8 protein-coding genes are annotated in these 13,588 nt (G+C 50.6%); 7 read left to right on the forward strand and 1 reads right to left on the reverse strand.

The window, feature by feature from the left end; genetic code table 11:
* Window positions 1–60 precede the first annotated feature (60 nt).
* Entirely contained in the window at window positions 61–693 is a 633-nt protein-coding gene (gene pyrE / locus J2I46_RS02520; protein WP_229379456.1) for an orotate phosphoribosyltransferase, read from the forward strand.
* Between the two features lie 115 nt (window positions 694–808).
* Entirely contained in the window at window positions 809–1,606 is a 798-nt protein-coding gene (locus tag J2I46_RS02525; RefSeq protein WP_207327350.1) for an SDR family oxidoreductase, read from the forward strand.
* Window positions 1,607–1,671: 65 nt separating this feature from the next.
* On the opposite strand, the gene J2I46_RS02530 is transcribed toward J2I46_RS02525, so the two are convergent.
* Window positions 1,672–2,931 (reverse strand): amidohydrolase, encoded by a 1,260-nt coding sequence (locus J2I46_RS02530; protein WP_374758072.1) that lies wholly within the window; start codon window positions 2,929–2,931, stop codon window positions 1,672–1,674.
* Window positions 2,932–3,142: 211 nt separating this feature from the next.
* Between J2I46_RS02530 and J2I46_RS02535 the strand changes: the two genes are divergently transcribed.
* From J2I46_RS02535 to J2I46_RS02555, 5 genes are all read left to right on the forward strand, one after another.
* A complete protein-coding gene (locus tag J2I46_RS02535) occupies window positions 3,143–6,244 on the forward strand; it encodes a SusC/RagA family TonB-linked outer membrane protein (RefSeq protein WP_207327352.1) in 3,102 nt (1,033 codons plus the stop codon).
* 24 nt (window positions 6,245–6,268) lie between these two features.
* Window positions 6,269–7,777, forward strand: coding sequence for a RagB/SusD family nutrient uptake outer membrane protein (locus J2I46_RS02540; RefSeq protein ID WP_207327353.1), 1,509 nt, complete (start codon window positions 6,269–6,271; stop codon window positions 7,775–7,777).
* Between the two features lie 63 nt (window positions 7,778–7,840).
* Window positions 7,841–8,332 (forward strand): hypothetical protein, encoded by a 492-nt coding sequence (locus J2I46_RS02545; RefSeq protein WP_207327354.1) that lies wholly within the window; start codon window positions 7,841–7,843, stop codon window positions 8,330–8,332.
* Window positions 8,333–8,703: 371 nt separating this feature from the next.
* Window positions 8,704–11,850 (forward strand): SusC/RagA family TonB-linked outer membrane protein, encoded by a 3,147-nt coding sequence (locus tag J2I46_RS02550; protein WP_207327355.1) that lies wholly within the window; start codon window positions 8,704–8,706, stop codon window positions 11,848–11,850.
* A gap of 122 nt (window positions 11,851–11,972) precedes the next feature.
* A complete protein-coding gene (locus J2I46_RS02555) occupies window positions 11,973–13,451 on the forward strand; it encodes a RagB/SusD family nutrient uptake outer membrane protein (RefSeq protein ID WP_207327356.1) in 1,479 nt (492 codons plus the stop codon).
* Window positions 13,452–13,588: the final 137 nt, after the last annotated feature.

The following is a 13,588-nucleotide window of genomic DNA, read 5'->3' on the forward strand; positions in this document are numbered from 1 at the left end:
TTTTGTCAAAGCCGGGAAGTTTGGCAAAGTTTGCAGTTCAATCAAGTCAAGCCGTCTATTTTGTCGTCTGTAGCCCAAACCGTTGCCCGCCATCTGCTCGATGTGCAGGCCGTTCGCCTTCGTCCTGCCGATCCATTCACCTGGAGTTCAGGCTGGAAATCTCCTATCTACTGTGACAACCGTGTCACGCTTGCCTACCCTCAGGTACGTACCTTCATCAAACAGGAACTGGCCGACGCTGTTCGTGAGCAATTTCCGGAGGCCCAGGTAATTGCCGGTGTAGCCACTGCCGGCATTCCGCAGGGTGCACTGGTAGCCGATGAGTTGGGGCTCCCCTACTGCTACGTTCGCCCCGAGCCTAAAAAGCATGGCATGGGCAATCAGATTGAAGGCAGGTTGGCGGCAGCCCAGAAAGTCGTGGTGGTTGAGGATTTAATATCGACCGGAGGAAGCTCGCTGAAAGTCGTTGAGGCGCTGCGGCAGGCTGGTGCAGACGTAATTGGCATGATCGCCATTTTTACTTACGGCTTCAGTGTGGCCGACGAAAATTTCAAGAAGGCCGGTGTGAAACTGGTTTGCCTGAGCGAATACGACACGCTGGTTCTGGAGGCTCAAACCCTGAACTACATTCCCGCCGATGCGCTTGACTCCCTATCAGCCTGGCGGAAAAATCCGTCTGAGTGGGGTAACTAAACGTGAAGTGCCCACTGTCAGGTAGTGCGGTTCAAGTAACGTTGCAAACCACTATTTATGTGAAATAGCCATACCACCTGACACTTGTTACCTGACAGTTGACACCACTTACTCCATGACCTTCCACCATAAAGTAGCCTGGATCACCGGCGCTTCGTCGGGGATTGGCGAAGCACTGGCCATCGAACTGGCCCGGCAGGGAGCACGGTTGGTGCTTTCGGCCCGGCGAATTGACGAGCTACAGCGTGTGGCCACCGCAACCGGCCTAGAAGCCGATCAGCTGCTGATTCTGCCGCTCGATGTAACTGATGAAGCATCGATACCGGAACGCGTGAATGACGTACTAATTCGCTTCGGGAAGATTGATTATGTTTTTCTGAACGCAGGAATTTCACAGCGCAGCTTCGTTCAGGAAACGAATTTTGCTGTATACCGCCGGTTGATGGAGGTGAATTTTTTCGGGGCCGTGGCCTTAACACAAGCCGCCTTACCAGTTATGCTGGCTCAGAAGAAAGGCCATTTCGTTGTCACCAGCAGTGTTTCGGGAAAGATCGGGGTCAGACAACGATCAGGGTATTGCGCTTCTAAACATGCCCTTCACGGCTTTTTCGACTCGCTGCGCGCCGAGGTTGCCAACGATGGTCTGAATGTTACCATCGTTTGTCCGGGGTATATTCAGACACCCATTTCCCAATCAGCCCTGGATGCTTCGGGTTATGCCTACGGTCGTTCAGACAAGCATCAGGCCGAGGGGATGCCAGTCGATCGCTTTGTCAGTCGAATGCTGAAAGCCGTTGCCAAAGAGCGGGAGGAAGTCTACATCGGTGGTCGCGAGCTGACTGGCATCTACCTGAAACGATTTTTCCCCGGTCTGCTTTCAAGAATCCTCAGAAACCGAATTGTCGAGCAGTAGCTGGCAGACATACGCTGGTGTAACGTACCTACGCCTGCCTGCCAACAGCCACTGCTTACTGTCACCTATTTTTTGTTTTTCTGCTCCATGTAATCAACCGTCAGGTGGCACAGCGACCGCACACCGAGGGTAAAGCAGCTTTCGTCAATCTGGAAATCGGGGGTATGATGCGGGGCGGCATCGGCCACCTTTTTGCCTTTGGTCATTCCTCCCAGGAAATAGAAGAAGCCCGGCACTTTTTGCTGGTAGAACGAGAAATCTTCAGCACCTGTCTGGGCAGGGGTCAACTTAATATTGTCTTTCCCGGCCATTGCTTCCAGCGTGGGTACCATCTTATCGGTCAGGGCAGGATCGTTATAGGTAACCGGATACATGATGTCGATCTTAACATCGGCTTTGGCACCAGCGCTTGTTGCAATACCCGACGCAATCTCGTTGATCCGGCGATGCACCAGTTGCTGTGCTTCGGGGCTAAACGTACGAATCGTACCAATCATATTCGACTCTTCAGGGATAATGTTCTGGCGAATGCCACTATGGAAAGCACCTACCGTTACAACCGCCGCATTATCCGTCAATACCACATTTCGGCTAACAATGGTTTGCAGCCCCATGATGACCTGCGCGCCCGTTACAATCGGGTCAACGCCCGACCAGGGAGCAGCTCCGTGGGTTTGTTTACCCCGAATTTTAATCGCGTACTGATCCACGGCAGCCATGGTCGCCCCCGGGCGGTATTTGATAGTGCCTACTTCAGTTTGAGAGTTAATATGCAACCCGAAAATGGCGTCTACTTTAGGGTTTTCCAGCACCCCCTCTTTCACCATCAGCTGAGCACCGCCCTCTTCACCAACAGGAGCGCCTTCTTCAGCAGGTTGAAAGATAAACTTCACGGTACCTTTCAATTCACTTTTCATCGACGCCAGCACTTCGGCCGCACCCATCAGCATGGCCACGTGGGTGTCGTGTCCGCAGGCATGCATAACGCCCGTCTGCTGATTGTTGTATTCCGTGGTCACCATCGATTTGAAAGGCAGGTCAACCCGTTCAGTAACCGGCAACCCGTCCATGTCGGCACGAAGGGCCACCACGGGTCCTGGTTTACCACCCTTCAGAATGCCCACGACCCCCGTCTTACCAACACCCGTTTGTACTTCGATGCCCAGTGCGTGCAGATGAGCCGCAATGATGCCAGCCGTACGGGTTTCACGGTTCCCTAACTCCGGATTCTGATGAAAATCGCGCCGCCATTTAACCACCTTTCCCTCGACAGATGTAGCCAGTTTATCGATTTGTGACTTTATCGGGATTACCTGTGCATACACACAATTTATCGAAACAGTAATAAATACAAGTAAACACGCCAATACTGCAAATTTTCTTTGGTGATTCATGGTATAGTTCAATTGATATTGCTTGAGAATTCGGCCTAAAAGTTAAATATTTTTGGAACAATATCGCTGTATTATGGTTGTATTAAATAATTTTGCTACCGTTTAATCATATTCAACAAACTAATTCTATCGTCAAACTTCTATGAGAAAATCTTTATTGGGGAGCTGGCTGCTTCTATTGCTTCTCGCTCTGCCCGCGCTGGCACAGGACGTAGCAATTAACGGCCGAGTAACTTCATCCGATGACGACTCGGTTTTGCCGGGTGTGAGCGTGCAGGTAAGAGGTACAACACGCGGTACAGTAACAGATGCAACCGGTAGTTACCGGATCAGCGCGCCGAAAGGAGCCAAGCTTGTCTATAGTTTTATTGGCTATGCTAATCAGGAAATTACGGTTGGTACGCAGACAGAAGTGAACGTGAAACTGGTTGCCGGTGCCCAAAGCCTTGATGAGGTTGTTGTGACAGGCTATGGTGGCACGGTAAATCGCCGGGAATTCACCGGAGCTATTTCCAAGGTAACGGGTGCTCAGATCAGCAACCTGCCCGTTGGTAGCTTCGATAAAGCGCTGGCCGGTCGTGCCGCCGGTGTGCAGGTAACATCGGCCAACGGGGTACCGGGTGGTGCCATTCAGATTCGTATCCGGGGTGTCGGTTCAATTTCAGCAGGTAGTGATCCACTCTACGTTATTGATGGTGTACAGATCAACACGACCAACAACTCAACGTTTACGAGCAGCAACCCGCTTGCCTTCCTGAACCCTAGTGATATCGAAAACATCGAGATCCTGAAAGATGCCGCAGCGGCGTCTATTTACGGTTCACAGGCGGCAAATGGTGTTGTACTGGTTACTACAAAACGGGGTAAGGCTGGTAAAACTGCCATTTCGTTCAACTACTATAAGGGTATTTCTGACCCGATCAAAAAGCTAAACGTACTGAATGCGCAGGACTGGATTAAACTCCGTACAGAAAACCTGGTAAACGCCGGTACTACACCAGTAAACTCCTTAACGAACGTATTAAGCACGTTACGGTTACCAATTAATCTGAGTGACGCTGATCTAGCTGCCCTTCCTACGTATGATTGGCAGGATGCCGTTTACAAGCAAGGCCAGACCAACAACTACGAGCTGAACCTGAACGGTGGCAATGAGAAAACTCGTTTCTTCGTGTCTGGTTCGTACTACACGCAAAGCGCCAACATCATCAATATTGACTTTGTGCGCGGTACCATTAACACCACGCTGACTCACCAGATCAATAACAAACTCAGCATCGAGCAAACGCTCAAGTTGAGCACGATTACGTCGCGTGGTCAGTTTGGCTCACCCAATGGTGGTTCGTTCCTGGGTGCTGCTGCCTTCTCGTCACCGCTGATTTTACCCAGTGTGCCCATCTATAATTCAGACGGATCATACTACGGTACGCCAGCCCTGGGTGGTATTCCGGGTATCCTGAACCAGAACATCGTTCAGGTTAGTGAACTGAACACGATTCGTGCTAATCAGAACAGCTTTGTGGGTAGCCTTGCGCTGAACTACAAAGTGAACGACAATTTGACGATTCGTCCGTTTGTCAGCATGGATTACCGCTCAATTCGTGGCCATAGCTTCTCTGATCCACGTACTGCTGATGGAGTGAACGTACGCGGACGGATTCAGGATCAGTTGAACGAGAACAAAAACTTCCTGACGAACATTACGGCGAACTACAACAAGATCTTCGCTGGCAAGCATGATGTAAGCGTGTTGCTGGGTGCCGAGTATCGGTCAGACATCAACGAAAACCTCTCGACCAACATCACGAACGTACCTACGTCTGATTTTCAGTATGCCAACGCCGCGGCATTGCCCGTTAGCATTGGTGGTAGCTGGACAGGTTATCGTAAAGGATCGGTATTCGGTAATGTCAAATACAACTTTAACCGGAAATATGACCTGAGCTTTATTGGTCGTCTGGATGGGTCAAGTCGTTTTGGTGCCAACAACCGGTTTGGTTTCTTCCCATCGGTATCGGGTGCCTGGTTGATTTCGGAAGAAAGCTTCCTCAAAGGCAACAGCACGGTTAGCGATCTGAAATTACGGGCGTCATTCGGTACAACGGGTAATGACCAACTGGGGTCAGCATTCGGTGCAGCCAACTTCCCTGGTTTGGGTCTGGTTAGCCCTGGTTTTGACTATAACGGAGCTGCCGGTTTCGCACCGAGTCAACTGGCCAACCCTGATCTGAAGTGGGAAACCAACGAAACGATCAACCTTGGCCTTGACTTTGGCTTGTTAGGAAACCGCATCACGGGTTCGGTTGACGTATTCCAGCGGACCAGTAAAGACCTGCTCCTGCCGTTCAACCTGCCATTCACCAGCGGTTATACCACCATTGCCCGGAACGCCGGCGAGGTGCAGAACCGGGGTATCGAATTTGAAATCAATACCGTAAACGTTCGGGCAGGTCAGTTCCAGTGGAAGTCGTCGTTCAACATTACGAGCATCCAGAACAAAGTAACGAAGCTGTATCCAGGCATCGTGAAACTGAACAACCCTGATAGTACGGTTCTGCTGAGCTACACGGATTTCTATGGTGTTGGCCGTAACGCGATTCTTGGTCGCCCACTGCAGCCTGCTTACACGACTGATTACGCTGGTGTAAACCCTGCTACGGGCCGGGCCATGTTCTACGATTACGCAGGCAACATCACCTACCGCCCGCTGACCCCGCGTGACCAGAAATACTTTGGTACAGAATTACCTAAATTCTACGGTGGTTTCAACAACACGTTTATCTACGGTGGTCTGTCGCTCGATTTCCTGTTCCAGTTTGATTACGGTCGGCGGTCGTTTAACTCGCAAACCTCGTTCCTGGCAGAAAACGCGGGTCGTAACTTCAACGCCCTACAGTCGTTCTATGACCGTCGGTGGCAGAAGCCCGGTGACATCACGGATGTTCCCCGCGCATACAATGCCAACGTTGAGCCACAAAGCGTAAGTAACATTGGTGGAACTCGCACCCTGGAAGATGCCTCGTATTTGCGGTTAAAGCAGGTGACTTTAGCGTACGATATTCCGGCAACAATTGCCCGGAAGATCAAGGCATCTAAGGCCCGTATCTACGTACAAGGCGCAAACCTGATCACCGTTACGAACTGGACAAGCTACGACCCTGAATTCCTGAACTTCGGCTCGGGCAACAGCGGGCTTGTGCCAAACTCGAAAACGTATCAGGCAGGTATCAACATAACGTTTTAATTCAGAACTCCGATCTTAGACGCTATGCGTACTCATAAACTAATTCTGTCGGCAAGCCTGCTGACAACTATTCTGCTGGGAGTTACTGCCTGTAAAGACAGTAGCCTGCTCGAAGTGAAGCCCCGGACAGCAGTAGATTCCGAAACCGCCCTCAAAACCATCGAAGGGCTTGATGCCGGTATCAATGGTATTTACGACCGATTACAGTCTGTCGTATTGTATGGTCGCGACATGTTGGCCGTTTCAGAAGCCCTGGGTGATAACGCCCAGTTTACCAACAAATCGGGCCGTCTAGCCAACGAAAACAGAAACGTTGCCAACAACACGTTTGGCACGGCTACCTCGTCTGGCGGTTCCTGGCTAACGGCTTACCTGGCCATTAACCAGGCAAACCTTATTCTGGACAATGCTGGCACTGTAACCGTTGCTGCTGCCGATACGGCACGCCGCAATAGCTACCAGGGACAGGCTTATTTTCTGCGCGCACTGATGTATCATGACCTGATGCGTATCTATGCGTACGACCCAGGTGTCGAAGTTGCGTCTCAGAACAAGGGCGGTGTACCGATCCTGCTGACCGGCGTGTCGGACCAAAGCAAGATTACGTTTCCAGCCCGGGCACCTATTGCTGATGTGTATAAGCAGATCTACAGCGATTTACAGTCGGCGATCACGGCCCTGGGTCGGTCAAATGCGTATGCGGTGGCTCCAAACTATGCAAACGTTCAGGCAGCAAACGCGCTGTTCTCTCGGGTTGCGTTGTACAACAAGGATTATTCTACTGTTGTAAGATATGCTACAGCTGCCATTGCCGGTTCAATCAAATTATCAGACAATGCATCGTATGTAGGCGGGTGGCGTGCACCTAAACAGCCCGAGTCGCTGTTTGAAGTTCAGTTTGCAGTTGCTTCAGAAAACATCGGTGTAAACACATCGCTGCAGACAACCTATACGACATTAGTTCGTCCAGGTGATCGTGGCACTACTGGCGGCTTTGGTGATCTGGTACCAACAACCGCCTTCATTGCTGATTTAGAAGCAGAGAAAAGCGCGACCGGAGCAGTACTTGATATCCGTCGCCAGTTGTATGAACTTGGAACGGCTGGCCGGGGTACCGCCTTTATTGAAACAACTAAGTTTCTGGGTAAAAATGGCACGATCAATCTCGATAACGTACCTGTGATTCGTGTGTCAGAACTGTATCTGAACCGGGCCGAAGCGAACTACTTCCTGGGCAACACAGCCGATGCACTGGCTGATCTGAACGTGATCCGTACGCGGTCTGGTCTTCCTGCCCGCACAGCCACTGAATTGTCGGGTATTGCGTTGCTGAACGAGATCTACCGTCAGGCTCGTCTGGAATTTGGTTTTGAAGGTCACCGCTGGTTTGATCTTAAGCGGACTGGCAAAGACGTTGTAAAAGCAACAGCACAAGGTGGTGGCCTGGCCTATACGGACTTCCGTATCCTGGCTCCGATTCCACTGAACGAACTGTCAACAAACGTAAGCATCAGGCAGAATTTCGGCTACTAACCACGCTGTCTTCGTCAACCTGTTTAATCACAGGTTGACGAAGCTGCTTAATCATCTCATTCAATGAAAAAAATAGCAACCATTGCGCTATTCGCGCTGGCTCTTATTAGCTTGTACGCCTGCAATAATGACCTGAATAAGGTATTCGATCCTGAAATTCCACTGGTTGAGTTTCAACCAGCCGTAGTCAATGCTGCCAGTGTTGGCCGGACTTATCCGCTGATTTCAACCGGCAATAGCGTAACAGCGGCAGCCACGGTTACCGCTCAGCTTAATCTGCTTGGACGGCAACGTAGCAGTGAATTGACCGTGCGTGTAGCACCAGAAATGGGAACCAACGGTACCACGGCCCTACCATCTAGTTATACCTTATCTAACGGAGGAACGGTAGTATTCGCACCCAATTCAAGTACGGCTGCCGTATCTATCTCTGTTGGTAGAGCTACCAGCACAACCGCTGCAGTAGCCAACATTATTCTGGTTATCGACAGCACCAGCGCTGACTATAAGCCAAGTCCGAACTATAAACGGATTGGCTACTCATTCCGCCAGTAACTACTGATTGTTTTAATCTGAAAACGCTCTGGGTGACCAGAGCGTTTTTTTTGTGCCCCGATGAAGTTAGACCGAACTACCTAATGTGTATACATTATATTAATATCATATTAAGCAATCTCCTAAAATTAACATATAAATGAAAATAATACAATATATTATTTATTTTGACATATGAGACATTTACAGAATTAAAATTTGATTATAATGCAGTTAACATTATTTTTGATCTGTCAATATTAGAAAAGCCAAATAATACTAGTATTCGGTCAGATCCAAGAAGTCGAATTTTTGCTCAGTCGATCTGGCAATATTTCAATTGGCCATGGTCTTTTGCTTCACCTAACAAATCAATTCATCACAACAAGTTCATGAGAAAAATCTTTACAGGAAGCTGGTTAGTATTGATGCTGTTCTCGTTGCCCCTGCTGGCACAGGACATCACCATTCGGGGCCAAATCACTTCATCAGATGACAACGCGCCCCTGCCGGGGGTCAGCGTGCAGGTAAAAGGAACAACACGCGGTGCCGTAACAGACGCTGGTGGTAATTACCAGATTAACGCATCGGCCAGTTCCCGATTGATTTTCAGTTTCATTGGTTACGCCAGTCAGGAAGTGATCGTTGGAACAAAGACGTCAATCAGCATCAAACTGTCGCCAGACGTATCCAACCTGAACGAGGTTGTTATTACGTCATTCGGTTCGGCTAAGCGAGAAGCGTTTACTGGCTCGGCAGCAACGGTACTGCCTAATCCGGCTCGTCCTATCACCAATTTAGCAAGTGCATTGTCAGGCGCTGCACCGGGGGTTCAAACAACGGCAGGAAGCGGTCAGCCTGGTGCATCACCTGAGATTCGCATCCGTGGCTTTGGCTCTATTTCCAGTTCCAATGACCCATTGTACGTTGTAGATGGTGTTCCCTACACAGCCAGTATTGCCAATATTAGCCCGAACGATATTGAATCAATTACGGTCTTGAAAGATGCCGCATCTACTGCGCTTTACGGTGCCCGGGCTGCCAACGGAGTAATTGTTGTCACTACGAAGAAGGGCAAAAAAGACCGCAACCAGATTTCGGTCCGTTACACAAAAGGCGCAAACAGCCGCGGCCTTCAGGAGTATGAGCGTGTTGGCGTGTCTGAGTACTACCCGCTGATGTGGGAAACATACCGGAACAGCGTGGCATACCGTGCAACGAGCCCGCTATCGCTATCAGCAGCCAATGCCGATGCTACAAGCCGATTGCTCAGTCTGGTTGGCTACAATGTATACGACGTACCTGGAAACCAGCTTGTTGATGTCAACGGTCAGTTTAACCCGAATGCCAAGCTGCTATATTCTGAAGATGATCTCAATTGGGAAAAACCCATTACCCGGCAGGGAAATCGGGAAGAAGCAACCGCCAGTTTCTCGGGTGGGCATGACAAAACAGATTACTTTTTATCGCTCGGCTACCTGAATGATAAAGGGTTTCTGATCCGATCTGATTATGAGCGCTTTAATGGCAGGCTTAACATCAACTCACAAATCAAACCCTGGTTTAGAACGGGCGCGAATCTGTCGTTGGCCGTTACCAAATCCAATCAGGCCGATGCCGGCTCCTCTACCGCTTTTGTCAATCCATTTTTCTTTTCCAGAAATATTGGGCCGATCTACCCGGTTTACGCGTACGACCCAGCTAATCCGGGCCAGTTCCTGACCCTTCCGAACGGTGATCGGCGCTTCGACTACGGCAACCTAACGGCGTTGGGTCTGCCAGGACGGCCTCAGTTTGGTGGTCGGCATTCGGTAGCAGAGACGCTCTACAACCAGAACTATTTCCGCCGTAATGTCATTGGTGCCCGGGTTTTCGGTGAGGTTTCGTTCCTGAAGGATTTCAAATTCACCACAAACTTCGGAGCCGACATTACCAACTATAACAGCGTTATTTTTGGTAATCCGGAAGTCGGTGATGGTGCTCCGGCCGGCCGGTCGAATGTGTACTTCCAGAATATCTCCGGGTATAACCTGAACCAGTTACTGAATTATACCAAATCCATTGGCAAGCACAACTTCGATGTGTTGGTTGGACACGAAAACTTCATTTCGGATGCCAACGAACTGGATGGCTCGCGGTCGCAGCAGATACTGGATGGCAACTACGAGTTGATCAACTTCACCACCACGACCAACCTGAGTTCGGTGTATGATACCCGTCGGATAGAAGGTTACCTCTCCCGGATCAACTACAACTACAACGAAAAATATTTCCTCTCAGCCTCGGCCCGGCGCGACGGGTCCAGCAAGTTTGCCAATGGCGTTCGCTGGGGTACGTTCTACTCGGCAAGCGGTGCCTGGCGTATCGATCAGGAAGATTTTCTTCGCAGCGTTCCCAGCATCAACTCACTCAAGCTCCGGGCATCTTACGGGCAAACGGGCAATGATGCAGGCATCAGCAACTATGCCTGGCAGCCTCTCTACAATCTGGGCTGGAACAATGCATCTGAGGCCGGTATCCTGCAATCGAGCTTAGGCAACTCACAACTCGAATGGGAATCAAGCAATGCGTTTGATGTTGGCCTGGAGTTTAGCCTGTTCAGAGGCCGGGTATCAGGTTCGGTAGAATACTTCGACCGCCAGTCGTCGAATCTGATCTTTGCCGTACCGCTCCCATTATCAACAGGTATCACGACGGTTACCCGCAACATTGGTACGATGTATAACCGGGGCGTTGAACTTGAACTGGGCATCGAGCCAATCCGCACGAAGGATTTCACCTGGCGCATCGACCTGAATGCTACTCGGCTGAAAAACAAAATCACGAAAATGCCGGACGAAAACCCGGAGATTATCGACGGCACCAAAAAGTTGAAAGTAGGCAGTTCGATCTATGATTTCTGGCTGCGGGAATACCAGGGTGTAAACCCGGCAACAGGTGAAGCCCAGTACCGGGCCGCCAACTTTGTTGCCAGCAACTCACGCATCACTGAATCTGGCGATACGCTGACTACCAGCATCAACAATGCCCGATTCCGGTACAACGGCAGTTCGATCCCGGAGGTCACCGGCGGTATCACCAACACATTTCGGTACAAAGGGTTATCGCTGTCGGCTCTGCTGGTTTACCAGTTAGGAGGCAAAACCTACGATGGTGCCTATGCAGCCCTGATGGGCTCAGGCGGCTACGGCAGCGCTAAAAGTATCGATATTCTGAATCGCTGGCAGAAGCCAGGTGACATCACCAACGTACCCAGACTCGATGCTGGCCGTACGGCTGACTTTGATGCGGCATCTGATCGCTGGCTTATCGACGCAAGCTATATGAACGTACGGACGGTAACGCTCTCGTATGACCTACCCAGTTCGATCACCCGCAAACTCTCATTTGCCAATGCGCAAGTGTTCGTGAGCGGCGAAAACTTCCTGATTCTCTCGAAGCGGAAAGGAGCAAACATCCAGCAGAACTTTGCAGGTACGACCAGCAACGTGTTCAGTGCAGCCAAGAGCGTCGTTGTTGGCGTTTCACTCACCTTATAAACCAGGCAGGTGCCATTCTCCCGAAAGCGGGAAGTTTCAGGCACCTGTCCAACCATACTCAATCGTGTCGTCGGGAGGCCTTTGTCGTCTTCCTGCTCACTTCACAAACATTCAGCCAGTCAATGAAAACGAACCTATTAACTGTCTTTCTTGCGGTGGGCCTGCTAACCACATCCTGCAAAGAAGACTACCTGCAAACGGCACCGACCGGCAGCGTTGATGCTGCCGCCGCCTACGCCACCACCAAGAACGCCACCGCTGCCATCAACGGTATATACCGGGCAATGGTTGTTCGATACCTTGACTCACAGGGTCACTTCGGACACCCGGCCATGATGATCATCCTGGATGTAATGGGCGAAGACCTGGTATTCGGCAATGCAACCAACAGCTGGCATTTTGGCGAGCAGCGCTGGACGAGCCACCGGTCAGATGTGGGCACGATGTCGCAGTTCCCATACCAGTTGTATTACCGGCTCATTGGCAATGCCAACATCGCCATTGCGAATATCGACAAGGCGGCTGGTGCTCAGACAGAGCGTAACCAGTTGAAAGGAGAAGCACTCGCTCTGCGTGCCTTCTCTTACTACAATTTAGTTCAGCTCTACGGAAAACGGTATGATGCGGCCGTAAAACCAAACACGCAACCTGCCGTACCACTGGTACTGGTTCCAACAACAGACGGACTACCCCGGGCCTCAGTTGAAGATGTTTACACGCAGATCAACAAAGACCTGGCCGATGCTGCGGCGTTATTGACCACCGCCCGGACCTACAAGTCTCACATCAACATCGACGTGGTAAAAGGCCTGCAGGCGCGTGTTGCACTGACCCAGCAAAACTGGGCCGATGCCGCAAAGTTTGCCGCAGAAGCACGGAAAAGTTATACACTGATGACCACTGCCCAATATCTGGATGGTCTGGCAGACATTGGCCTCCCTGAATGGATGTGGGGTTTTGACCATGTGGAAGACCAGTCTGAGTTTTTCGGTGCATACCATTCGTACATCTCAAGCAACTTCAACTCATCGGTAATCCGGCAAACCCCCAAGGCGATCAATAGCCTGTTGTATGAGCAGATCCCTCAAACGGATGTGCGTGCGAAGATGTGGGTGAAAGCCCCAACCGCCACTAACTCTGTTGTTCCAACCGGTGGGGTACGTGTTCCGTACATGAATCAGAAATTCCGGTTGCCGGGCACGCCATCAACCAGCACCATGGGTGATATTCCATACATGCGCGCAGCCGAGATGTACCTGATCGAAGCAGAAGCCCAGGCACGTCTTGGCAAATCGACCGAAGCTGCTACTGTACTTTTCGATTTAAACAGTAAGCGTGATCCCTCCTACAAGCTCTCAACCAGTACCGGCGCCAAACTTGTCGATGAAATCCTGCTTTACCGGCGGGTTGAGCTATGGGGCGAAGGGTTCCGGTTCACCGACCTCAAACGCATGAACCTTCCGCTAAACCGCAACGGTGCCAATCATAACCCTGCGGTTGCCGTGCTGTTCGACGTACCTGCTAACGATAACCGCTGGGAATTCCTGCTTCCAATCCGGGAGATCAATTCAAACAAAGCCATTGTTCAAAACCCACTCTAAGTCCATTTTGTCGCTTCACTTTAGAATTATTTAGTTGAATCATCGGAAAGCTGCCCTGAATCTTCGGGGCAGCTTTTTTTACGCATCGGCGGCAATTAGTAGCGTTTCCCGACTGTCTGATTCAGGGAGATCAAGTC

It is taken from the genome of Fibrella forsythiae, assembly GCF_017353175.1.
In the GTDB taxonomy this organism is placed as follows: domain Bacteria; phylum Bacteroidota; class Bacteroidia; order Cytophagales; family Spirosomataceae; genus Fibrella; species Fibrella forsythiae.